21 protein-coding genes and 1 pseudogene are annotated in these 23,416 nt (G+C 66.0%); 7 read left to right on the forward strand and 15 right to left on the reverse strand.

The features are described from left to right. Positions 1 to 2: 2 nt before the first annotated feature. From RTK35_RS00125 to RTK35_RS00140, 4 genes and pseudogenes are all read left to right on the forward strand, one after another. Positions 3 to 1,379 carry a heavy metal sensor histidine kinase gene (locus tag RTK35_RS00125; protein ID WP_316907037.1) on the forward strand — a complete coding sequence of 459 codons (1,377 nt, stop codon included), beginning with the start codon at positions 3 to 5 and terminating at the stop codon, positions 1,377 to 1,379. Positions 1,380 to 1,961: 582 nt separating this feature from the next. After that, positions 1,962 to 2,123 (forward strand): annotated as a pseudogene (locus tag RTK35_RS00130) (DedA family protein); the annotation flags it as partial. Further along, a complete protein-coding gene (locus RTK35_RS00135; RefSeq protein ID WP_074974245.1) occupies positions 2,123 to 2,815 on the forward strand; it encodes a TraX family protein in 693 nt (230 codons plus the stop codon). The pseudogene RTK35_RS00130 and the gene RTK35_RS00135, both read left to right, overlap by 1 nt. Continuing rightward, entirely contained in the window at positions 2,737 to 2,931 is a 195-nt protein-coding gene (locus RTK35_RS00140; protein WP_316907038.1) for a YHYH domain-containing protein, read from the forward strand. The genes RTK35_RS00135 and RTK35_RS00140 overlap by 79 nt, the downstream gene beginning before the upstream one ends. Positions 2,932 to 3,685: 754 nt before the next feature. Here RTK35_RS00140 and RTK35_RS00145 read toward each other — a convergent pair. Then, complete coding sequence (locus RTK35_RS00145) at positions 3,686 to 4,645, reverse strand: site-specific integrase (protein WP_316907039.1); 960 nt, start codon at positions 4,643 to 4,645, stop codon at positions 3,686 to 3,688. A 182-nt stretch (positions 4,646 to 4,827) separates the two neighbouring features. Here RTK35_RS00145 and RTK35_RS00150 point away from each other — a divergent pair, with 182 nt between their 5' ends. Genes RTK35_RS00150 through RTK35_RS00160 form a run of 3 tightly spaced genes read left to right on the forward strand, consistent with a single transcriptional unit; the run spans position 4,828 to position 6,969 of the window. Beyond that, a complete protein-coding gene (locus tag RTK35_RS00150; RefSeq protein ID WP_316907040.1) occupies positions 4,828 to 5,826 on the forward strand; it encodes a DNA-binding protein in 999 nt (332 codons plus the stop codon). Positions 5,827 to 5,864: 38 nt separating this feature from the next. Then, on the forward strand, positions 5,865 to 6,509 hold the full coding sequence (locus RTK35_RS00155; protein WP_316907041.1) for a DUF6036 family nucleotidyltransferase: 645 nt from the start codon (positions 5,865 to 5,867) through the stop codon (positions 6,507 to 6,509). Then, entirely contained in the window at positions 6,490 to 6,969 is a 480-nt protein-coding gene (locus tag RTK35_RS00160) for a hypothetical protein (RefSeq protein ID WP_004374702.1), read from the forward strand. The genes RTK35_RS00155 and RTK35_RS00160 overlap by 20 nt, the downstream gene beginning before the upstream one ends. Positions 6,970 to 7,473: 504 nt before the next feature. On the opposite strand, the gene RTK35_RS00165 is transcribed toward RTK35_RS00160, so the two are convergent. The 14 genes from RTK35_RS00165 to RTK35_RS00230 all read right to left on the reverse strand — a co-directional run bounded on the left by RTK35_RS00165 (position 7,474) and on the right by RTK35_RS00230 (position 23,326). Then, positions 7,474 to 8,475: an MFS transporter gene (locus RTK35_RS00165; RefSeq protein ID WP_316907042.1), complete on the reverse strand. Its 1,002-nt coding sequence runs from the start codon at positions 8,473 to 8,475 to the stop codon at positions 7,474 to 7,476. Between the two features lie 298 nt (positions 8,476 to 8,773). Then, positions 8,774 to 9,523, reverse strand: a complete 750-nt coding sequence (locus RTK35_RS00170; protein ID WP_142009141.1) for a tRNA-dependent cyclodipeptide synthase — start codon at positions 9,521 to 9,523, stop codon at positions 8,774 to 8,776. A gap of 5 nt (positions 9,524 to 9,528) precedes the next feature. Then, positions 9,529 to 10,305, reverse strand: coding sequence for a 2OG-Fe(II) oxygenase (locus tag RTK35_RS00175; protein WP_044403202.1), 777 nt, complete (start codon positions 10,303 to 10,305; stop codon positions 9,529 to 9,531). Positions 10,306 to 10,395: 90 nt separating this feature from the next. Further along, complete coding sequence (locus tag RTK35_RS00180; RefSeq protein WP_253543646.1) at positions 10,396 to 11,343, reverse strand: aliphatic sulfonate ABC transporter substrate-binding protein; 948 nt, start codon at positions 11,341 to 11,343, stop codon at positions 10,396 to 10,398. Between the two features lie 2 nt (positions 11,344 to 11,345). Beyond that, positions 11,346 to 13,808 (reverse strand): TonB-dependent receptor, encoded by a 2,463-nt coding sequence (locus RTK35_RS00185; RefSeq protein WP_316907043.1) that lies wholly within the window; start codon positions 13,806 to 13,808, stop codon positions 11,346 to 11,348. A gap of 63 nt (positions 13,809 to 13,871) precedes the next feature. Further along, positions 13,872 to 14,366 carry a RidA family protein gene (locus RTK35_RS00190; RefSeq protein WP_044402848.1) on the reverse strand — a complete coding sequence of 165 codons (495 nt, stop codon included), beginning with the start codon at positions 14,364 to 14,366 and terminating at the stop codon, positions 13,872 to 13,874. A gap of 89 nt (positions 14,367 to 14,455) precedes the next feature. Continuing rightward, positions 14,456 to 16,042: a flavin monoamine oxidase family protein gene (locus tag RTK35_RS00195; RefSeq protein ID WP_316907044.1), complete on the reverse strand. Its 1,587-nt coding sequence runs from the start codon at positions 16,040 to 16,042 to the stop codon at positions 14,456 to 14,458. Positions 16,043 to 16,511: 469 nt separating this feature from the next. Beyond that, complete coding sequence (locus RTK35_RS00200; RefSeq protein ID WP_316907045.1) at positions 16,512 to 17,720, reverse strand: dipeptidase; 1,209 nt, start codon at positions 17,718 to 17,720, stop codon at positions 16,512 to 16,514. 37 nt (positions 17,721 to 17,757) lie between these two features. Next, positions 17,758 to 18,711 carry an ABC transporter substrate-binding protein gene (locus RTK35_RS00205; RefSeq protein ID WP_316907046.1) on the reverse strand — a complete coding sequence of 318 codons (954 nt, stop codon included), beginning with the start codon at positions 18,709 to 18,711 and terminating at the stop codon, positions 17,758 to 17,760. Positions 18,712 to 18,726: 15 nt separating this feature from the next. Beyond that, the gene (locus RTK35_RS00210; RefSeq protein ID WP_052807539.1) at positions 18,727 to 19,560 is read right to left on the reverse strand and encodes a class II aldolase/adducin family protein; all 834 of its coding nucleotides are present in this window, start codon (positions 19,558 to 19,560) and stop codon (positions 18,727 to 18,729) included. A 28-nt stretch (positions 19,561 to 19,588) separates the two neighbouring features. After that, the gene (locus tag RTK35_RS00215; protein WP_316907047.1) at positions 19,589 to 20,533 is read right to left on the reverse strand and encodes a D-isomer specific 2-hydroxyacid dehydrogenase family protein; all 945 of its coding nucleotides are present in this window, start codon (positions 20,531 to 20,533) and stop codon (positions 19,589 to 19,591) included. Then, positions 20,530 to 21,729, reverse strand: a complete 1,200-nt coding sequence (locus RTK35_RS00220) for an acyl-CoA dehydrogenase family protein (RefSeq protein ID WP_316907048.1) — start codon at positions 21,727 to 21,729, stop codon at positions 20,530 to 20,532. Before RTK35_RS00220 ends, RTK35_RS00215 begins: the two co-directional genes overlap by 4 nt. Continuing rightward, a complete protein-coding gene (locus RTK35_RS00225) occupies positions 21,726 to 22,487 on the reverse strand; it encodes an ABC transporter ATP-binding protein (protein WP_410478617.1) in 762 nt (253 codons plus the stop codon). Before RTK35_RS00225 ends, RTK35_RS00220 begins: the two co-directional genes overlap by 4 nt. Before the next feature lie 2 nt (positions 22,488 to 22,489). Continuing rightward, a complete protein-coding gene (locus RTK35_RS00230) occupies positions 22,490 to 23,326 on the reverse strand; it encodes an ABC transporter permease (RefSeq protein ID WP_083422403.1) in 837 nt (278 codons plus the stop codon). Positions 23,327 to 23,416 lie beyond the last annotated feature (90 nt).

The following is a 23,416-nucleotide window of genomic DNA, read 5'->3' on the forward strand; positions in this document are numbered from 1 at the left end:
GTATGAAACACCTCTCGCTGACCGCCCGTATGAGTTTAATGTTCATGTCTGCGGTAATCGTAGTTCTGACAGTGGCGGGGCTGAGTTTCAACATGCTCAGTCAGCACCACTTCAAGATGCTGGATCGGCAGGCCCTGGCGGAGAAACTCGAATCCGCCAAACATATCCTCAACAACGCCCGCGGCGAAGCGAGCCTTTCTGAGGAGTTACCGCAGTTGCGAGCCTTGTTGGGAGCCCATCAGGATCTGGCGGCGACCATCCTGGCCAGTGACGGCTCTGTACTGTTTTCCGACCCCAGAGCAGTCGAAGTACCTGAGCGTTTCAGGCGTGCCAATGAGCAGAGCATGTGGGAGTGGCAAGACGGCCAACACATGTACCGTGGCATGACGGCGCAAATCTCAGTAGCCGATCAGCCTGAGCCGCTCACAGCCTTGCTCATTCTTGATGTCACCAATCACACACACTTTTTCGACACGCTGCAGCGATGGTTCTGGATTGGATTGGTCATCAGTGCCCTGGTCAGTGCCGCGCTCGGCTGGGTGGTTGCTCGCAGCGGCCTCAGACCGCTGCGACAAGTCACACACGTAGCCTCCGGGATGTCCGCTCGCTCGTTACAAGAGCGAATCCCTCTCGAACCAGTACCGCGAGAGCTTCAGCAACTGGTTCTGTCCTTCAATGCGATGCTGGCTCGGCTAGAGGATGCCTTCGTTAGGCTCTCCAATTTTTCGGCCGACATAGCCCACGAGCTTCGAACTCCAGTCAGCAATCTGATGACCCACACGGAGGTCGTGCTGAGCAAAAAGCGCGATATCAATGCCTATGAGGAGAATCTGTACTCCAACCTCGAGGACTTGAAGCGTATGTCTCGGATGATTGATGACATGCTGTTCTTGGCCAAGGCTGATAATGGCCTGATCATCCCAGAGCAGGCCAGGATCGAGCTGGCTGACGTCGTCTTCAAGCTGTTTGACTACTACCACCTTCTGGCCGAAGAGCGTGGCATTGAACTATCGCTCTCAGGCAAGGGCCAAGTGCTAGGAGATCGGCTGATGCTTGATCGAGCGCTATCCAACTTGCTGTCTAATGCACTGCGCTATACGCCGGCGGGAACAACAATTTCGGTTTTGATCCGAGAGACAGCTGACTTAACTACCTTCAGCATCGAGAACCCTGGGGGCACAATCAGCCCAGAGCATTTAGAGAAGCTCTTCGACCGCTTTTACCGGGTTGACCCCGCTCGGCGGGAGGGAAGCCCGAGCAACGCCGGGCTCGGACTTGCCATCACCCGATCCATCATTGAAGCTCACAGAGGCCGCATCTGGTGCACCTCAGTGGCGGACCTTACGGGCTTTCACATCGAACTTCCCCACCCCCACTGATGCCAGTCTGGTGGTAGTTCGGTTACTGCTAATCGCTCGCTCAACTTCACTGAGTGGGTGCAGGGACCATCCGACTGAGCGCTGATTGCATTCGGCATCCAGATAGGCAACGAGCGGCGCGCTGACACCAGGGCCAGCCATTCGCTCTCCGTTGTAGCTTATGAATTTTGGAAACGGCATCCCTCACGCTTGGTAAGCCGATGCTCGAAAGACGTCCCCCCGCTCCACTATCGCCAACAGCCATCAACCATCGACGCGCATGCCGAATCGACACGGTGGTCTTGCCAACCTGAAGCGCCCTAGGCCGCTTTTATCATTTTTGCCCCACCGAGCGTTTTTCTAGCCTGTAATTCAGCATCACTTCGTATGTGATCACCGGCTTTCTGTCGTGCACAAGGCCTTGGATACCAGATCATCGGCCTGATTGTCTCTCAGTAAGGAATTCTCTCAATGTTCAACACCAAGCTTCCGACCCTCAACGCACTCCCATCGACAGTGCAGCTGCTTCGCGCCACGATCACCGCAGCAATCATTGCCTGCGTGTTCTTGGTTACCGTGGTATGGCTTCGGAGTATGCGATCGTGGGCCGAGCACTTGGATTGGGCTCCGATCATTGGCGACCCGTTGACCATGATCGCCGGCGTCATGCGCGAACCCTTCTGGAGCTTCTTTTTGATCGTGCTACTGGCCAAGGCTGCTCGATACCTGGTTCTCACCGTTGTTGCCCTTGGGATCGCGGGGTAATGCGCTCGACCAGTTTGGATCTCGTCAAATGGCTCGCCATGCTAACGATGGTCATAGACCACCTGCGCTATCTCTGGCCTGAAGAGACAGCCTGGCTGTTCGTGGTTGGACGCTTCGCCTTCCCATTGTTCTGCTTGGGTATTGCCGCCAACGTGTCACGTTCACGCCCAGGAGAACTATACAGCGACAACAACTTTCGCTATCTGAGCTGGCTGCTAGCTTTCAGCCTCATATCCGAGCTGCCGTATAGGGCGCTGTCCGAGATGAGCAATACGCTGAATGTCATGCCGACACTGATGTTGGGGTTTATCGTTGCCTGGAGCGTCCATCACAGCGATCGTGCAGGCTTGGCGCTAGGACTAGTCACGCTGATCGTTTCGATAGCGCTTCATGATCGGCTGATGTACGGCGCCTTTGGTGTCTTGCTGCCGGCGACCATGGTATTGGCAGCGCAACGCCCTTGGATTACCTGGCTCATACCTGCAGTGGTCAGCGTATTGGCCAATAGTCGTGACGGCTGGATTGGAGCCGGCACTTGGTGGGCCATGGCTGCTACCTTTGCGGCTCCGCTGGTTGGCCTGTGGCTATTGCGCCAGAAAATCACCCAGCACATATGGCCAGTGGGGCGCTGGGGTTACTACTTCTACCCCGGCCATCTAGCGGTGCTGGCGTTGCTTCGTGCGGCTCTGTGATCGCCATCGCCACCGTTATTGCCCTTTTTTCCGACGCTGCTATTGCTCACAGCGGCGGTACCGATTCGAAGGGCTGCCATGCCAACCACTCCACAGGCGAGTACCACTGCCATTGATTTAGGTGCCTCTCGCGAGGCGGCCAGAAGCAGATGGCTAGACCAAATCGCACACCGCCTGCTTGGCTTCACGCCATCCTGCAAAGCCGTCGACGAAATACGGCGCATCCAGCTCGCGGCACATCCTGGCTGATTTCATGCCCGCGAGCGCAGTAAGGATTCACGGGGCGATCCCGTGGCACCTGATCCTTCCAAAAAAAGCTGATCGGGCTCGTACCATTTCACCTCGGCGTCTGTGCTCGGCTAGCGTTGCGCACGTTAGCTCGGCGCACATCGAGTAACTCAAAGCAGCGATCTGAAGCCTGCCACTCAGCGAGCTCGCGAATCGATGTGCGCTCAATAACCACTCCCTAACGCAGCAGGTGGATTGGTGTCGGGATCGTGCGAATGGCTGTCGGAGGATGCGGATAGGTTTCGACGGGGTGCGAATGGCTGTCAGTTTTGAACAACCGTGTTGTGTCGGTTTTGCGTGCGAATCAGTGTCGGAACCATTGCGAACACTCACTCTGGGGTGAGTGGACAGCAACTACCTACGGGCGGCTGAAAAATGAGCTGGAAATAGCCCGTCAAGAGAAAATGAAAGCCAAAATAGATAAGCAGGCATCCCGCAGTTACCTCTTTTTTGTAGGTTCCCAGGATCCCAAGAACCCTGCAATTTTCCATGTGCTGGACCATCGACTCATTTGCACCGCACATGACGAGCTGGTGTTCCCAGTGCGCAGCTAGGTGCGGATCGGGGCCGCGGAAGGCTGTCTTATGGCAGTCCCTCGGGCCAGTTTGAGATGTGTTGTAGCGCACTCAGCTGCCCGGGGAACACTCCTGTGCTCTCGACATAGCGCAACGCGGATTGACCATCGCTCCAGCCTACGTACTGCATCAGCGCTTTGAGATCCCAGCCGCTGCGGGTGGCCCAGGTGGCAAAGCCGCGGCGCAGCGAGTGACTACTGTACAGCTCCGAAGGCAGCCCTGCCGCCTGCAGGACGGCGCGCATGAGTGGGACAACGCTATTGGGGTGCAAGCCCTGCTCACCTAAGTGCCCCCAACGATCAATTCCACGGAATACCGGCCCACGCGCGATGCCCGCCACGCTGATCCAGTCGACATAGGCTTGTACTGGGCACAGCCTGGCCAACGCCGGCGCGCTGAAGGTCTGGCCTTGGTTGTCGCGGTCACCCTTGCTCCAGGGCAGAAACAGCTGCATCCCCTCCCCGGCCCGCACCTGGATGTGCTCGACGTGCAGGCGGCATAGCTCATCACTGCGGAACGCCCGCCAGAAGCCAATCAGGATCAGAGCACGGTCGCGGCAACAGCGCAGCAACCGTGGCCAGTCATCCTCCGCACGTGCCTGCTGCCCGGCCTGCTCTAGCCACAACACGCACTGCTCAAGCTGACGCAGCTGCAATGGCTCGGCCTGTTTCTCCTGGCGAGGGTGCAGCGTACGGATGCCCTTGAGTATCTGGCGAACCAGCGGGGTCTTAGTCGGATCGGGGAAACCCTGGCTGACGTGCCACTGTGCCAACGCCGCCAGGCGCAGTTTTAACGTATTGCTGGAGAGCGTGGAGGCGTAGTCGACCAGGTAACGCACGATGGCATCGCTAGTCGCCGGTAGAAAGCCGCCCCAGGTCACCTCGAAGTGCTCGAGCGCTTGCTGGTAGCTGCGCCGGGTGTTGGCGCGGGTACCAGCCTGCAGGTACCGCTCGATCGCCTGACTCATCGGCGCATATCCCCTTGGTGTACCGGTGCGCGACTGTCGAATGACGAAAAGGCCGCCTCACCTTGGATAATTCGTGATTACCCAATTCTAGAATACTGGAGGATCAGAAAGAAAATTCTTGATAAAGTGCCATGTAAATACATGGTATGTACCACAGAACGAAATCGTCAGGAGTCCCACTTATGGCCCGCGGTGGTGTCAACAAAGCGATCGTGCAGAAAGCCAGGAGTGCCCTCCTCGCCCGTGGCATTCACCCCAGTATTGATGCGGTGCGCATCGAGTTGGGCAATACCGGTTCAAAGACCACCATTCACCGCTACCTGAAAGAGCTTGAAGACGCCGAGCGCGGCCGGGATGCGGCCGTGATCCCGCTCAGCGAACAGTTGGCCAATCTGGTCAGCCAACTGGCAGACCAGCTTGAGGAAGAGACCCAGGCCGCCGTGGCCCAGGAGCGCGAACAACTGGCGCGCGAACGGCTCGATTTCCAGCATCGGTTTCGACAGGCCGATAGCCGCATCCAACAACTGGAAGGCCAGACCGCGCTCGACGCGGAACGACTTCAGGCCACTCATCACGAGTTGCAGCAGGCACGCGAGCAACGGCAACAGGCCGAGATCGAGAACGCCCGCCTACAGCAGGCTAATCGTGACCTCGAGGAGCGGCACAAGGATCGCGACGCACAGATCCACTCGCTGGAGGAAAAACACCGACATGCGCGCGACACCCTGGAGCACTACCGACAGGCCAGCAAGGAACAGCGTGAGCAGGAACAACGCCGACACGAGTCGCAGGTACAACAACTGCAACTAGAACTGCGGCAACTGCAGCAGACCTTGATAATCAAGCAGGACGAACTGACGCAACTGAACCGCGACAATGCACGCTTGCTCACCGAGGCGCGGCAGTTGCAAAAAGAGCGACATGCACAGCAACAGCTAGTGGCGCAGAAAACTCAGGCCCTGGAGGCTCTGCAGAGCACGCTGGCCGGCTCCGAACGCTCGAATGAGGCCCTTGAACAGCGTTGTCGCACATTGCAGGAGGAGGTGTCCCGGCTGAGCGAAGCCTCCGCGCTTCAGGCGCAGCAGACGCAGGGCCTGCAGGAGCGCTTGGTCGAAGCCACTACACAGCTGAAGCTACTCGGGGCGCCGCTTGCGAACAGCGATGGCGCATGTAGCACATGAACCGGCACACTGAGCCTAAGCGCTAAGCGGAGGTGAAGATGACGCTACTTGAGACTGCCAATGAGGGGGCTGCTGAACCTGTCCGGCTGACTACGCCGCTGGGCCAGGCCATTGGTAATCTGTTCGCCCGGGCCTTGCCGCTACTGGATGGCAATCCGCCAGGCTCGCTCAAAGTCTTCATCTTCGGCGGCTGCGCGGTGCACCTGCTCACCCATGCGCGTGGCAGTGCGGACATCGATGCGGAGATCGAGGCGGCCCGTGTGCTGCGTAAGGACGAGATCATGGCCGTCTACACACCGCCAGAGGGCTATGAGGACGGCGACGGCCGCGACTTGCAGGTGTACCTGGACCAGAACTACACCAATGCCCTCGGGCCACTACACGAGGACTACCGCGAGCGCGCCATCCCCATGGAGGGTTTCGAGGGTGAGCAGCCGCTGCATATCTTCGTTGCCGCCGGCGTGGATCTGGCCATCTCCAAGCTCGGCCGCTTTACGGAAAACGATCAATCTGATATCGAACAGCTAATCGAATGCGGCCGTGTCGATGTCGGCCAGTTTGTTACACTGGCAACAGAGGCAATCGATTATGCCGTGGGCAACCGAAGCGCAATGCTAAGCTGCCTGAAACTGGTCACAGCGAAGTACCTGGAGGATGGGCGAGATGCCACGTCTGGATCGTAAACAAAGCTTTGGCACGCTTCTGGAGACTGTCACCCAGCAGCGCCTTAGCCAAGTTGCGTCCGATGCTCTCGTGGAGCTCGCCAAGCAGTTGTGGTACGAAGAGCGCGACCTCGTGCCGGTACTGCAGCGTGAAGTGGCAGGCAAGCTGCGCGAGCCTGAACAGAAGTTGCGTGCCCTCTATCTCGTCGACCTGCTGCGTCGCTTTCCCTGTGTATCAACGGACAAAGCCGCGCGCCTAAAAGGCTTTGTCAGCAGTTGGTCGAACCTGAAACCAGCAGAACGCTCACCTCGTGCGACCCAGCTTGTCTCTCGCTACCAACTCGACAAGCTGGCCTATGAATGGGGGCTTGAAGAGGACGTCAGTAAGCAGATGCAGGATGTCCTGGCTTTCCAAACCCGCCATTACGCCGCCACCCAGGGCGTGAAGACGGGCTATTCAGAGCCAACGCCCGTCAGCTAGCAGCAGGGCACGGCAAAATGGACGCGGAATGGCCAATTCAACAAATGACGACCAACGACTCGCTGATCTAACACGCGAGGCATTAGCCGACGTGGGCGAGGGTTTGGTGATCGATCATGCATTGGTCGAGACCTGGGCTCAGAGCCTTGATACCGACACCCCGGTGCCTTTGCCAACTCCAGATCGGCCTACTTAATTCGCAGCAGGCCGAACTGATCCTCAGCGGTATCAGGCTGAAGCCATTGCGCTAAGCGCGCCTTCGCTTGAGCAGGACTTCCATTCTGTTCGTTTAAATACAGCAAGTTACAGAACGAATGCACTAATTTTTGCCTCATCTCGGCATACCCCTGATTCCCCCATTACCTCGGCATAACTTCAATCAGGCGTTCAGAGCCGTTTCTATAATTGACTATAAAAGCCTATAAAGCCCACCCTGAGCAGCTCAGCGTTGCTTGAAAAATATTTAAATACAATCAGTTGCAGCGCGTATGTCCTAATTTTCCTTTATCTCGGCATGACCCCCTTGCGGTCCACCAGCCGCCCCACCACCGGCGACAGCAGCGCCACGCCCAGGGTGGTGGGCAGCAGCAACAGGCCGCTGGCCTGCACGCTCTCGCCACGGATCAGCGACAGGTACAGCGGCATCACGAAGAAGGCCACGCAGTAGAACAGCGCCAGGCCGAAGCTGGCGGTCACCGCGGCGACGAAGCGGCGGTTGGCGAACAGGCGCAGGTCGACGATGGGCGCACGCACCCGCAGCTCCACCGCGACGAAGGCGATGAAGGCCAGCGCGGCCAGGCCGACCAGCCCCAGGGTGGTGGCCGAGGACCAGCCCCAGGCGCCGCCCTGGACGATCACCAGCACCAGGCTCGGCAGGCCCACCAGCAGCAGCGCTGCACCGGCCCAGTCGAGCCGCGCGCCGTCCTGCTCGGCACGGGATTCGTCCGCCGCCAGGGCGATGATCGCCAGGCTGAGCAGCACGAAGGGCACGTTGACCAGGAAGATCCACTGCCAGCCGAAGGCGCTGGTGATCACCCCGCCCAGCACCGGTCCCACGGCGAGGCCGACGCCGTTGACGCCGAACAGCACGCCGAAGGCCTTACCCTGCTCCTCGCTGGCGAAGGTGGCCGAGACGATGGCACCGGAGGCCGTGTACAGCACCGCACAGGCCAGCCCCTGGGCCACCCGCGCGGCCACCAGGGCGTCGATGCTGGTGGCCAGCCCGGCACCGAGGGAGGCCAGGCCGAATACGGCGAGGCCGATGTTCAGCACCCGCCGGCGGCCATGCAGGTCGGCCAGCCGGCCCACCAGCACCATGGCGCTGGAGAGCGCGAGGATGAAGCCGTTGATCACCCATTGCAGGCTTTCCACCGAAGCACCGAGGTCGGCCTGCAGGGCCGGCAGCGCGGTGTTGACGATGGTGAAATCCACGCAGCCGAGAAAACTGGCGATGCTCACACCGAGCAAGGCCCACCATTTGCGTTGCTGTTGCGCAAAAACGCTCATGGGAACTCCTTCCGTCATGACAGGGGGTGGAGGCCGTCGTCCGTGTGGCGTGGGGCCGTTTTTGGTGCTGGAAATTTGTAGGGGCGAATTCATTCGCCCAGGCAGCCCGCAGGGCTGCGCCCTTTTCGCGGATGAATCCGCTCCCACGGGTGGTTCATCAACCCTCCGGCTGTGTGCCGGGTCGGTTGGCGATGCGGCGCATCGCTGGGCGAATGAATTCGCCCCTACAGGGAACGATCGTGCCCTGTGGGAGCGAATTCATTCGCGATGGCGGCGCAAGCCGCCCTTCATGGAACAGTCAGATCGCAATCGCACTCCCCGCCCAGGCCGGGTGCACGGCGCCCGGGAGGGTGAAGGGGATCGGGATGCCACGCTTCTTGAACTTGAGCGGCAGCCAGTGCACCCGATCCGGCGCGTGGGGCTCGATCAGCAGGCGCCGGGCGGTGGCCATGGCGTTGGTCATCTGCTGCGGGTAGATCACGTAGTCGTAGCCCTCCTCCGCCCACAGCGGGAGGATGATCGGCACCTCTTCCAGGATGTACTCGCGGCATTGCGCAGCCGCGCGCTCGACGTCGGCGTCCGGGTCGCGCAATCGCAGGCGCTCGATGAACACGCCGATGGTGGCCTCGATGGCGCCGCGCAGGTCCTCGCTCTCGCGGTAGAGCTGGTCCACCTGCTGGCGCAGCTCGGCGTAGCGGTCGGAGGCCAGCTCCTGGTTCCAGCGGCTGACCGTTACCGGTGCTTCCAGCCCCGACAGGTAGCGGCGGTTGCGCGCCAGCCAGGCGTCGCCGTCGCGGATCGAGGCGGACAGCGCCTCCCCCGGCGACTTGCCGTGCTTGTTGTGGCGCTGCAGGGTGTCGGCCACCACCACCTTCACCCGGCTGAAGCCGGACTTGTTGATCAGGTGCACGGTGGAGCTGAGCTTCTGCCCCTCGTGGTACTCCTGCCCCACGCTCACCGCCAGTACACAGCGCTTGCCGGTGAAGTCCAGCTCCTCGCCGCCCTTGTTGAAATAGGCTTTCAGGTTGATCGCTTCCACGTCACTCATGCTGCTTAGCTCCAATAGGCCAGGGGCTGGTCGTCGCCGAAATAACCGATGAATACGCCGAGGGTGATCCGCGTGGCGGTGGCCGAGGGGCGCACCGCATGGATCAGCCGCGGGTTGAGCAGGATCAGGTCGCCCGGCTCGGGCTTGACCACCACCTCCGGCGGCGGCAGCAGGTGCCGTTCGATGCCGTAGGCACGCGAGCCGCGCAGCCGCTCGTATTCCGCCTCGTCGGGCTGCTGGCCCCAGAACTCCAGTTCGCCGCCGTCCTCCGGGATGGCCAGGTAGACGTTGGCGGACAGCTGCGTCAGCAGCTTGGGCTCGTGGTCCTGGGGCGCGTTGCGCTCGAGGTTGTCGGTATGGGGGGTGAGGTCGGTGCCATTGCCGAGGAAGCGGGTGATGCCGACGAAGCACTTCTGCCCGTTCACATCCAGCAGGCGCGCGCCCTTGGGCCAGACCTCATCGAGCAGCAGGCGCAGCTCGTCGATGGGCGACGCCAGGGGCCGGAACACGTCGCGCACGCGGCGGATGGTGGGCACGGCCTGGGCGTGGTACTCGGCGCGGCTGGCCTCGTCGCCGATCTCGATATAGGCCTTGCCCAGGCGCACGAACTCGTTCTGCTCGCTGAAGGCGCTGCGCAGTTCGTGGCGGCTGAGCCGCTCACGGGCCAGTTCGACGGTGTCGGCCGGGGCAAAGCCCTTGATGAGGATGCCGTAGTGCCGGGCCTGGATCAGGCCGGCCAGGTGGTCGGCGGTCAGTTCATCGACCGTGGTGGTGATCAGCATGGTGTTGCCTCGCATGTATCCCTGAAATGGAACGTCCGTTGTGGGTTCGGGGAAGGGTCGGCCTGGGAGGAGCGTGGGCTTCGGGACGGGTCATGGATGCGCCTCCCCGTGGCTGTTGAAGCGCCGGTCCACCTGCTCGGCTGCCACGAAGCCGGGGCCGATCACACCCTCGTCCCGGTACAGCCGGGCGGTGTCGGCGAGGTCCTGCACCAGGGCCTCGTCCACGTCCACCCGCCGGGGCTGCGAGTAGCGGTTGGAGCGCAAATGCACCTCCAGTGGCAGGCCGCTCTGGCGCGCCTGGATCGCCGAGAAGGCCTCGACATGGGCGTTGGCCCAGTCCCAGGCGCGGCCGACGCGCTGGAGGAAGTCTCGCAGCTGCTCCGGCTTGTCGCGGATCGCCGCCGGGTTGGCCACCAGCAGCATGTTGCCGGCGAACAGCCCTTCCCCGCTGACCAGCACCCGCGTGCCGCCTTCCAGCTGCACCATGCTGGTGTACGGGTCCCAGGTGGCCCAGGCATCCGCCCCGCCGTTGGCCAGCAGGCTGCGGGACTCCCCCGGCTGCAGGAACACGAACGTCGCATCGCGCCCGCTGCGGCCCACCGAGCGCAACGCCGCCAGCGCCAGGTAATGGCCGATGGAGCCGCGCGTGGTGGTGATGCGCGTGCCCACCAGGGACGCGGCATCGGTGAGCGGCGAGCCCTCGGGCACGACGATGGCCACCGCCGTGGGCGTGACCTTCAGGCGCACCACGCCCACCGTCTTCAACCCGGCACCGGCCGAGGCGGCGAAGACGAAGGGCGCGACGCCCAGGGTGCCGACGTCCACCGCGCCGGCGCTCAGGGCCTCGGCCGTGGGCGCCGCCGCGCCGAAGGCGGCGAACTCGATGGGGTACGGCACCGACTCCAGCTCTCCGGCGGCCTGCAGCAGCACCTGCAGCGAGTTCTTCTGGCTCGACACGCGCAGCGCCTCGGCGCCCAGCGCGGGGGCAGCCCCCAGCGCCAGGCACAGGAGACCCGCCAGCAAACGTCCCGTGCCCATCATCAGAACGCCAGGCTCACGCGGCCGTAGTAGTAGCCGCCACCCAGGCCGTACGGGGAGAACATCCCGTACTCGTAGGTGCCGGCCCAGGGCACGATGCCGATCTTGTCCGGGTAGACGTCGAACAGGTTGTTCGCCCCCAGGGCCACGGTGAGGTTCTGGGTGACGTCGTAGGCGACGTCGATGTCGGTGATCCACTTGGCGCTGTAGGTGCGGTCGTTGGCCGGGATATTCGAGCCCTCGGTGTATTCGCCGTAGCGGGTCAGCGTCAGGTTGAGGGTCCAGTCGTCCACCTTGTAGTTGGTGTTGAGGATCCACTTGTCCTTGGGCGTGGCCTTGGTCAGGTCGGTTTGCTGCTGGCGGTCGAACAGCACGTAGCCGGAACCCAGGCTGGACAGCTCGGGCGGCGTGTCGGCGAGGTCGCGGATGGTGGTCTTGTTGTGGTTGTAGGCCAGGCTCCAGCGCACCGTGCCGTACTCGTCCAGCGGTTGGCGGTACTCGGCCACCAGGTCGACGCCCTTGGTGCGGGTGTCGGCGGCGTTGGCGAAATACTGGCCGGAAAGGTTCGGCGACAGGCCGTTGGCCACCAGGATCGCCGACACCGCCGGGCCGGTGAGCACGCCGGTCTGCAGGATGCGGTCGTCGATGTCGATCAGGTAGAAGTCGGCGGTGAGGCGCAGGCGGTCGGTGGGTTCGGCGGTGAAGCCCAGGCTGTAGTTGCGCGAGGTCTCCGGTTCCAGGGCCTTGGCACCGAGGGCGATGGCTTCCCGCGAGCCGGGGCGCATCTGCTTGGTGCGCGCGGTGGTGGTGGAGCCGCCGGCACCAAAGATGGTCACCGAGCTGGTGGAGGAGAACACGTTCTGCGCCAGGGATGGCGCGCGGAAGCCGTTGCTCACCGCCGCCCGCACCGCGTAGCCCGGGGCGAACTCGTAGCGGGTGGTGAACTTGCCGCTGAGGGTCTCGCCGATGTCCTGGTTGTAGCGCTCGTAGCGCAGGGCGAAGGCGTTGTACCACTGCGGGGTGACGTTGAGGCCGAAGTCCACATAGGCGGCGCCGCTGTGGCGGATCATGTCGCCAGCGTCCTCGGGGGTGGTGCCGTTGACCGAGAACAGGCCCGGGTCGGGTCGGCGCCCGCCCAGGCTGCCGCTGGGAATCACGTAGTTGCCGTAGTTGTAGGAGTTGGGCTCGCCCTCGGTGAGTTCGTACTTCTCCCAGCGGTATTCGATGCCGGCGGAGGTTTCCAGGGGGCTGTCCAGGCCGATGTCCAGCGCACGGGTCAGGTCCAGGTTGGTGGTCCACTGGTCGAAGATCTCGTCGGTCAGGTGGAAACGTCGCTGACTGAAATCCGGCCCGTTGGAGAGGTTGAGGTTGTTGTCGGTGTAGAGCTTGGCCTTGTCGCGACCGTAGCTGGTGGAGAGGTCCCAGTCCCAGTCGGCGGCCAGGCCCTTGAGCCCGGCGAGGAACTGGTAGTCCGTCTCGTTCACCTCGCGGGTGGCCTGACCGCCCTTGGGGTACGGCTGGTTGGCCAGCCAGTTGGTGGCGGTGATGTCGGTGGGCGCACGGTGGCCGAGCACCTTCTTGCCGTCGCGGTAGCTGAGGGTGGAGAAGGAGTAGAACTTGAGGTCATCGCCCAGCGGCAGCTCCAGGTTGTAGGCGCTGCTGTAGGTGCGGTCGCGGCCCAGGCCGTACTCCTCGCCCCAGCCGTGGCGCTGGGTGATGCGCGGGTCGGGCTGGCCGTTGGCGAGGGTGCCGAAGTTGCCGCGCACGGCGCCGGCGCGGTCATAGGGCTCCTGCACCTTTGCGTCGAAGGAAAGGTTGAAGAAGCCGCCCTCCCCCAGGCCGAAGCCGAAGTTGGCGGCCTCGTGGCCGGTGGTGCCGTCGCCGCTGTAGTACTGGCCGAGGGAGCTGTCCGAGGTGATCCCCTCGGCGTCCTTCTTGAGGATGATGTTGATCACCCCGGCGATGGCGTCGGAGCCGTACTGGGCGGCGGCGCCGTCGCGCAGCACCTCGATGCGCTCGATGGCGGCGGTGGGAATCAGGTCCAGGTCCACCGGCACGGCGGCGGTGCCGACCCGGGCGTTGTTGTTGATCATCGCGGTGTTGTGGCGGCGCTTGCCGTTCACCAGGATCAGCACCTGGTCACCGCCCAGGCCGCGCATGCTGATGCCACGCACCAGGAAGGCGGTGCCGCCGCCGTTGATGGTGGGTGCGTTGAAGGACGGCAGCAGGCGCGTGAGCATGTCCTTGAGGCCGTTCTGGCCGCTGGTCTTCAACTGCTCGCCGGAGATCACGTCCACCGGCGCGGGGCTGTCGGTCACGGTGCGCTGCTGGCTGCCGCGCACGCCGGTCACCACTACGGTGGACAGGGTCGGGTCGCTGGCGGCCAGCGCCTCGCCGCCCAGGGCGAGGAGCAGCGCGGCGCTGAGGGGGGAAAGCGAGAAGGTCTTGCTGAAGGCGTTACGCATCACGGGACTTCCTGTAGGCGACCGCAACCCGGCCGCATCTGGCTCGATCTGTGGGGGATTGGGTCAGCGGGCCTTGGCGGCCACCGCCTCGACTTCGATCAGCGCGCCGGGCAGCACCAGGCCGGCCACCTGCACCGTGGTGCGGGTCGGCTTCAGCGGCTGCTTCTCGCTGCCGAAGAACTGCCGGAAGCCGCGCTGCAGGCCCTCGAAGTCCATGCGCCCGTCCAGTTTCGGGTCGCCCACCAGGTACACCCGCAGTTGCACCACATCGCCCAGGCCGAGGCCGCGCGGGGCCAGGGCGGCCTCCACCTTGCGCAGCACGGCGACGGTCTGCGCCTCGGTGTCGCCGGCGGCGCGCAGGTCGTCCTTGGCGGCCTTGGGGTCGGCCGGGTCCGGCAGGATGCCGGAGACGAAGGTCAGCGCCGTGCCCGGCGGCAGGGTCGCCGACTGCAGGATCGGCGAGTTGGGATAGGTCGAGGGCACCCGCTCGATCTCCGCGGCCTGGCCGACGGTGGCGAAAAGGACCCCCAACCCCAGAAGGGCATGTTTGAAAGGCATCGCGAAAGCTCCAAGGTCTGTGTTGGCGCCAGCCTCGGAGGTCCGCTACCTGGCAGGTGGATCTGGTTATGGATGCGGCGCGGCGTGGTTCAGGCCGTTTGCCGGTGTTGCGACGTGCCTTGCGCACGCTCGAAGATGTTCCGCACCACGCGCCGGGCAGCGCCGGCGGCGGCTTCCTGCCAGATGCCCACGCCGCTGTGGGCGAGGCCGTCGCTGGTCAGGTGCACGCGGCCCTGGGCCTGGTTGAGCAGGCCGTAGTCCGGCTCCGCCACCTCGTGGCTGATCCAGGGGCCGAGGCTGTGGGGAATGCGGTTCCAGGCGATGGCCAGCGGCTTGCGCAGGTCCTGCCCGTGGCCGGGGTGCAGCAGCTCCACGGCCTGGCGCGACAGGGCGATCTGCTCGTCGATGGTCTTGTCGCCGAATTTGCGCGCCACCTCGCCGTTGTTGTACGCGGCAATGAGGATGCCCTCGGCCTGGTTGAAGCCGCCGCTGGGGTACCAGAGCCCCGAGGCCTCCTGGTTGATGAAGGAAAGCCCGCCGTAGATCTGGTAGTCGGTCTCCCAGAAGCGCCGCGACTGCCAGGCCACCTTGTTGGCGTAGCCGAACTGCACCGCCGAGATCGCCTGGCGCACCGGGGCGGTGAAGTTGCTGTCGATCCTGGCCAGCAGCGGCAGCGGCAGCGCGATCACCGCGTAGTCGCTGGTCACCTGCTGCTCGCGGCCGCTGCGGCGGTCGCGGTAGCCGATCTCCACGCGGTCCTCGTGGTTGCGGATGGAGCGCACCTCCGCCCCCAGGCGCAGGGACGGCTGCAGGTGGCGCTGGAAGGCCGCCGGGATGCGGTCCATGCCGCCCACCGGCTGGAACATGGTGGGCGAGAATTCCGGGTATTCGTCGATCATCAGCGCGGTGCCCAGGGCCGGGTTGAGCAGCGTGCGCAGCGGCAGCGGCTCGTTCTTCTGCGCCAGCTGGTCGCCGGCGCCGGGCCACACCTTGTAGCCGGAGCGCGCCGAGCCGAGGTAGTCGAGCTTCTCCGAGAGGTCGCCCCAGGTCTTGAGGAAGCCCAGCAGGTTCTGCCGGTCGGCCGCGTTCAGCTCCTGGTCCAGGGCCTGGCGGTTGACCGCCTTGGCCAGCAGCTCGGCGATGTGGCCACGGCTGTCGTTCACCGCCTGGCGGATCTGCATCGGCGGCGCGGACAGGTCCGGGCGCACCAGGGCGTTGCGGCTGGTGTTGACCAGCACCTCCAGCTCCACGCCCAGCTCGCGGCAGTAGCCGAGCATCAGCTGGTGGTGGCTGGGCAGGCGCGCGGGGCCGGCGTTGAAGTAGAAGCCTTCGTCGAAGTCAGCGACCTGGGTGGTGCCGTCGGTGTACTCGACGCGATCGCCGCGGCGCAGCGTCCAGTTGCGCCCGCCGACCCGCTCGCGGGCCTCCAGCAGGGTCACGGCGAAGCCGGCCTTGCGCAGCTCGTAGGCCGCCACCAGCCCGCCGATGCCGGCACCGACCACGGTGACGCTGGCGCCCTGCCCCAGGCCGCTGGCCGGTTGCAGCGCCGCATAGTTCTCCTGGCTGGCACCCGTGGCCGGGCTCATCACCCCGAGCACACCCATGGCCGCCATGGCGGCGCGGTAGCCCCCAACGGCACCGATGCGGGCGATGAGCTGTCGTCTGGTCAAAGGCATTGCAGGCACTCTCCTTGATTCCCTTCCACCAGGCACGGCTCGCCCGATGGCGCCCTTCCCTGGCTGCATCCGGATATCGCATCCGGTTATAGATTCACATCAAAGAGCTTCGAAATCGCTCTATGTGGAGCCATCCTATGGGGCGGAATTTGATAAGAGAAATACATTTTGAGCATATGCAAATATTAAAATGTTTCATTTTTATCAATCTGCATATTGCGTGAAACGCATAATCATCTTGAAACATCATGCCCACGTAGCCCAAGGCACGGGCGGCGCGGAGCTGACGAGACGGGATGGCAACCGTAGGAGGCGAAGGGCGCAGGCACCGTCCGTAGCCCGGACCTGCGTTTACCGCATGGGATGGCGCTGAGCGATTTCGTGTGGAGATCGGCGCCAGGGTGCATCTGGGGAGCCCGGACTTCGGTCCGGGGATGCCACAGGCTTCGCTCCCGGGCTGAAGCCCGGGCTACTTCGAGGCGGCGTTTGCTTCCGCTGCCGCCAGCACCCGCAGCAGGTTGCCGCCCCAGATCGCGGCGAGGTCCTGCTCGCTGTAGCCGGCGGCGAGCAGGCGTTCGCTGATGCGTGGCAGGTCGCTGACGTCGCGCAGGCCTTCCACGCCGCCGCCACCGTCCCAGTCGGCGCCGATGCCGACGTGTTGCGGGCCGACCACGTCGAGGATGTGCAGCAGGTGCGCCATGAAGTCGTCCAGGCGCGTGGGTGGCAACGGGTAGCGTGCATCGGCCTCGCGGATGCGCCGGGCGAGGTCGGCCACCTGTTCCGGGGAGAGGCTGGCGGCCAGGCGGAACTCGCGGTACAGCGGTGCCATGGCCTTGTCCCGCTCGGGGTTGGGCGCACGTGGCACGAGATCGCTGGGGAAGCTGTTGACCTGCACCACCCCGCCCTTTTCCGCGAGCCTGCGCAGGCGTGCGTCGTCGAGGTTGCGCGGGTGCGGGCCGATGGCGCGGGCGCCGGAGTGCGAGGCGATCACGGGGGCGCGGGACAACTCCAGCACCTGGTCGAACACCGCGTCGGAGGCATGGGACACATCGATGAGAATCCCCAGCCGGTTGGCCTCCCCCACCAGCTCGCGCCCGGCCGGGCTGAGGCCGTGCCATTCCGGCAGCGCGGTGGCGGAGTCGGCGAATGAATTGTTCTGCGCGTGCACCAGGCCGAGCATGCGCAGCCCCAGGCGCTGGTAGGTGGCCAGGCGGCCGGGATCGGCCGCCAGGGGCTCGGCGTTCTCCATGCTGATCAGCACCACGCGGCGCCCCGAGGCGACGATGCCCGGCACCTCCTGCGCGCGGGTGGCCAGGGCGAATTCATCGGGCCGCGCGGCGACCATGTCGCGGATGCGGGTGATGACTGCCAGGCCGTGCTCGCTGGCCAGGGTGCGCCCCTCCGCCGTGCGCGGGCCCTGGGGCGTGAACACGGCGAAGAAGCCGCCATCCAGCCCGCCCTCGCGCATGCGCGGCAGGTCGACCTGGGACAGGTCGTCGGCGTAGCGGTGGCGCTGGCTGATGTCCCAGCCGGGCCGCGCCAGTTGCATGGGCGTGTCGAGGTGGCTGTCGAGCACCAGCAGCCGCTCGTGGAGGGCGCGGATAGCGGGCGGGACGTCGGCAGCCTGGGCGCTGCCGGTGAGCACTGCCAGGGCGATCAGGGGTGGCTTGAGGTGCATGGAACCGATCCTTGGATGCCTGGGATACGTGACGGGCTCAGCCCCAGCGGAAGCTCCGATCCCAAAGCGACGCCACGTCCAACCGCTGCGGCAGCACGCCGGCCTCGAAGAAGGTGTCGGCCACGGCCTGCTGGGAGCGCACGGCGGCGTCGTCCACTGCCTGCAGCACGCGCGGCCCGCTCTGGGCCTTGTACTGGGCGAGGAACACCTCGCGGGGGATGCCGAGGATCTTCTCGCTCTTGGCCGCCCAGGCCTCCGGGTTGTGCTGCACCCATTGCCAGCTGCGGTACTCGCGCTGGACGTAGTCCTCGATGGCCGCGCGCTTGCCCGGGTCGTCGATGGCGCGCTGGTTGGCGGCGATCACGTAGTTGCCGGAGAGGTAGCCCTGCCCCGTGCGCAGCACCCTTGCGCCGCTGCGCAGCTCGGCCAGCTGGATGAAGTAGCCGAAGGTCACCCAGACATCCAGATTGCCGTTCTGGAAGGCGGCGAAACCATCCTGGGGCGTCAGCGCGAAGGGTTGGATGTCGGCCAGGGTCAGGCCCTGCTCCTTCAATGCGCGCAGCAGCATGTAGTGCGACGAGGTGGAGCGGATGTAGCCCACGCGCTTGCCCGGCAGCTCCGCCAGGGATTGCATGGCCGAGCCCTTGGGCACCACGAAGGCCTGGTTGTTGACGTCGCCGGTGAGCACGGCGATGAGCTTCACCGGCGCCTGGTTCCTGATGCCGAAGATCGGCGGGATCTCGCTCATGGGCGCGAGGTCCAGGGTGCCGCTGATCAGCGCCTCGAAACCGAGGTTGCCGCCGTTGAACTCGGCGTATTTCACCGCGTAGGGCGGACGCTCGATGCCCGCCTCGTCGAAGAAGGTGGGCGCCGCGCCCTTGTAGGTGGCGACGTTGAGGCCGATGCCGTTCCAGTCCCGGGCGAAGGCCGTGGGCAGCGCGCAGGCGAGCCCGGCCAGGGCGGAATACTGGAGGAAGTGACGGCGGTTCATGGGGGCTCCTTGCAATCAGTCGAGGAAGTCGGGCTCGTCGCGCAACAGGCGGTCCCAGTAGGGCTGGAAGCTGAACCAGCCGCCGAATTCGGTGCCCACCTGGCGCGCGGTGTGTTCGGCCACGGCCGGGGGAATGGGCCGGGGCGTGCCGGCGGCCTCGGCCAGCAGTTGGGCGTGGGCGGCGTTGTCCAGGGCGATAAAGCGCCAGACGGCCGCCTCCACCGTGCGGCCGACGGTGAGCAGGCCGTGGTTCTGCAGGATCAGCGCGACGTTGCTCGGCCCCAGGGTGGCGGCGATGCGCGCGCCCTCGCTGGCTTCCAGCACCACGCCGGTGAAGTTGTCGAACAGCGCGTGCTTGCCGTGGAAGGCGCAGGCGTCCTGGGTCAGCGGGTCGAGCAGGCGCCCGAGGCTGGACCAGGCCTTGCCGTACAGCGAGTGGGCATGGGCGGCGGCGACCACGTCCGGTCGGGCCTCGTGCAGCGCGGCGTGGATGGCGAAGGCGGCGAGGTTGAGTGCGCCCTGCCCTTCGACGATCTCGCCGTGGGGGTTGACCAGCAGCAGGTCGGAGACGCGGATATGGCCGAAGTACACGCCCACCGGGTTGACCCAGAAGTGGTCGGGGAACTCCGGGTCGCGCACGGTGATGTGGCCGGCGCCGCCCATGTCGAAGCCGTGGCGGGCGAACAGGCGGAAGGAGCCGGCCAGGCGCTGCTTGCGCAGCAGGCGCTCGGCCTCGACCGTGGGTTGCTGCGGCGGCTCCTGCCAGCGGTATACGGTGTGGCCGTCGCGGGGCAGCGAGTAGGCCGTGGGTTGCGGGGTGCCGGTGAGGCCGGTCAGCCTGGCGGTCATGCGGTTTCTCCTTGAAGGGCCGGCGGGCTCAGTAGCCACGCGTGGCCTGCACCAGGTTCTCCAGCGGTTGCCCGCTGTGGAAACGTTCGAGGTTGCGCGCCAGCAGCGCTACGAGGTTGCGGTACACCTGCGGCGTGTTGGCCGAGGTGTGGGGGCTCAGTCGTACACGGGGATGGCTGTAGAACGGGTGCCCGGCCGGCAGCGGCTCGGGGTCGGTGACATCGAGGCTGGCGAGCGCCAGGCGCCCGTCGTCCAGGGCCTGCAGCAGCGCGGCCTGGTCCACCAGGGCGCCGCGCGCGACGTTGATCAGGTGCAGGCCGGGGCGCGCCGAGGCCAGGGTCTCGCGGTTGACCACATAGTGCGTCTCGGCGGTGGCGGGCGCGGCCAGCACCAGGTGATCAGCGCGGGCGAAGAGTTCATGGATGTCGCCGGCGCGCTGCACGCCGTCCAGGCCGAAGGGCTGGGGTGAATGGCGCAGGGCGAGCACCTGCATGTCCAGCGCCAGGGCCTTGTGCGCCAGGTCACGGGCGATGCTGCCGAAGCCGTAGAGCCCCAGCGTGCTGCCGGCCAGGGACGCCAGCGGGCGTTGCCGCCAGGCGTCGGCGCTGTCGATCCACAGCTCGGGCAGCTGCTTGGCGGCGACGAAGATGGCCGCCAGGGCGAACTCGGCGATGCTGCTGGCGGTGGCGCCCCGGGCGCTGGCCACCGGCGGGCCGTCGAACAGCCAGGGCGGGAAGAAATCCAGCCCCGAGCTCACCAGTTGCACGAACCCCAGGCCGAAGGGCCAGCCGGGGGGCGGCTCGGCGGCGTTGCGCCAATCGGCGTGGGGCGCGGCGAGCAGCACCTGTATGTCCGTCGGCAGCGTGCTGGGCACCCCACGAGGCAGGTCCAGCACCTCCACGCCCGGCAGGCGCGCGCGCAGCAGGTCGTTGAAGGTGCCGTCCAGTTGGCTGGCGATGCGCGCCCGGCTCATGCCTGCCCGCCCCGGCTGGGCAACGCGAACGCGGCGCGGCCGGCGGCGCCGAGCACGGCGTCGTTCTGCGGTGTGTGGATGCGACTGCAGAGCACGTCGCGGTAGTGCCGCTCCAGCGGGTTGCCCCGGGCCAGGGCCGGGTTGCCGATGGCTTCCACGCCCAGCTCTACGGCGGTGATGGCCTGGGTGGTGACCAGGTACTTGACCTGGGTCGCCTCGCTGACGGGGATGCGGCCTTCGGCGGCGGCGTCGAGCAGTACGCGGTTGGACAGCAGCAATGCGTCGATGCGCCCCACCAGTTCCTGGAAGCGCGGCAGGCTGGAGAGCGGTGCGCCGAGGTTGGCCGGCGTGCGCTCGGCCAGCCAGCCCACCAGCCAGTCCCGGGCGGCGCGGGCCACGCCGTCGTAGATGCTGGAGAGCAGCACGGCGAGCCAGAGCACGCCGCTGGAGTCCAGCTCCGAGGGTCGCGGCTGGCTGGCGGGGAGGATGTCCACGGCGTATTCGTCGGGCACCAGGACGTCGTCGAAGACCACGTCGTGGCTGCAGGTGGCGCGCATGCCCAGGTGGTCCCAGGTTTCCTCGATGCGGATGCCCGGCGTGTCGCGGTGCACCAGCCAGGTGCCGACACGGGGTTCGGCCTCGTCGCTGCGCGCCCACACAGACAGCCAGGTGAGCCCGGGGATGCCGGTGGAGTAGATCTTGCGCCCGCTGATGCGCCAGCCCTCGGGCACGCGCCGGGCGATGGTGCCCGGCAGGCCGCCACGGGCGGGGGTGCCCAGGTCCGGCTCCACGCGCAGGGCGTTGATCAGCGCGCCCTCTTCCACCGCCTCGCGGGCCAGGCGCAGGCGCAGGTGCTCGGGCCAGGCCTGGTTGGCCTGCAGGCGCGCGTGCTGCAGGTATTGCATCACCAGCACCAGGGCGGTGGACGGCTCGCCCCGCGCCACGGCGGCGATCACCCGGCGCGCCTGTGCCAGGCTGGCCTCGCTGCCGCCGAGGCTACGCGGCACGGTGAGGGCGATGAGGCCGTGTTCGTGCAGGCGGCGCAGGTTGGCGTGGGGGAATTCGCCGTGGCGGTCGTAATGGGCGGCGCTGGCGGCGAACTCGTCGCTGAGCTGGGCCAGCAGGTCGGCGAAGGCCGGGGAATCGAGGTCGGGCACGCGGGCCGTCTCCTTGGCGGTTTTCAAGTCGAAGCTCATCGTTGGGCGGTCCGTGCGAGGGTGTGGACGAAGGGGCTGGCCGGCGCTTCGACGCCGAGCAGGGTGAGCAGGTGCTGGCGCAGCTCCTGGAAGCCGCGGCTGGCCACCTCCCGTGGACGCGGCAGGCGCACGGGGATCTGTTCGGCGATGCGTCCGGCCTCCAGCACGACGACGCGATCGGCCAGCAGCACCGCCTCGTCGACGTCGTGGGTGACCAGCAGCACCGAGGGCTGGTGGGTGCACCACAGCTCGATGATCAGCTGGTGCATGCGGATGCGGGTCAGCGCATCCAGCGCGGCGAAGGGCTCGTCCAGCAGCAGCAACTCCGGCTCGCGCACCAGGGCGCGGGCCAGGGCCACGCGCTGCGCCTCGCCGCCGGACAGGGTGCCGGGCCAGGCGTCGAGGCGATGGCCCAGCCCCACTTCCTGCAAGGCGGCCAGGGCGCGGGTCTGCGGGTTGGCGCCGCGCAGGCCGAGGGCGACGTTGCGCCAGGCGCGCTTCCAGGGCATCAGCCGGGGCTCCTGGAACACCGCCGCGTGGGCCTCGGGCACCTCCAGCGTGCCGCCGTCCACCGCGTCCAGCCCGGCCAGGGCGCGCAGCAGGGTGGTCTTGCCCGAGCCGCTGCGCCCCAGCAGGGCGACGAATTCGCCGGCGCCCAGCTCCAGGTCGAGGCCGTCGAGCACGGCCTGGCCGGCGAAGCGACGGGTCAGCCCGCGCACGCGCACCGGTGGGCGCAGGCGTTGCAGCGCAACATCCATGGTCAGTTCCTTATGAAGGTGGGGCGCCAGGCCAGGGCCAGGCGTTCGAGCAGGCGCACCAGGGCGTCGATGGACAGGCCCAGCACGCTGTAGACGATGAGGCAGATGACGATCACGTCGGTGCGCATGAAGTCGCGGGCGTCGTTGACCAGGTAGCCGAGGCCGGCGCTGGCGTTGATCTGCTCCACCACCACCAGGCCGAGCCAGCTGATGCCGAAGGCGTAGCGCAGGCCGACGAAGAAGGACGGCAAGGCACCGGGCAGGATGACGTGGACCACCAACTCCAGGCGGCTGAGGCCGAACAGGCGCCCCGCCTCCACCAGCTTGGGATCGACGCCGCGGATGCCGGAGAACAGCGTGAGGTAGACCGGGAAGGTGGTGCCGAGGGCGATCAGGGCGATCTTCGGTGTCTCACCCACGCCGAACCAGAGGATGAACAGCGGCACGATGGCCAGGAACGGCAGCGTGCGCAGCATCTGCACCGGGGAGTCGATGATCAGCTCGCCCCGGCGCGACAGGCCGGCCAGCAGGGCCAGCACCGTGCCGAGGGACACGCCTATGGCCAGCCCGCTGAGGGCGCGCTTGAGGGACACCCAGAGGTGCCCGGCCAGCTCGCCGCTGGCGATCATCTGCCAGAGGGTGTCGCCGATGGCGCTGGGCGCGGCGATGATGCGCGCCGGCAGCAGGCCCGTGCGGGAGGCCAGCTCCCAGAGCAGGAGCAGCACCAGCGGGCTGACCAGGCGCAGGCCGAGGTTGCTCCAGCCCTTCCAGCGCAGGGGCGCCAGCAGGGCCGTCAGTGCGGTGCCCGGGGGCACCAGGGCGTTGCTTCGCCGGGACATTCCTTCTCCTCGCTCGAGGCCTTTCCAATGGTCGGGGGCCGCAGGCGGGAGGTTGGATCGAGCCCGCTGCAGCCTGGCTTGACCCACATG

Source organism: Pseudomonas sp. zfem003 (assembly GCF_032621675.1).
GTDB classification, from domain to species: domain Bacteria; phylum Pseudomonadota; class Gammaproteobacteria; order Pseudomonadales; family Pseudomonadaceae; genus Metapseudomonas; species Metapseudomonas otitidis.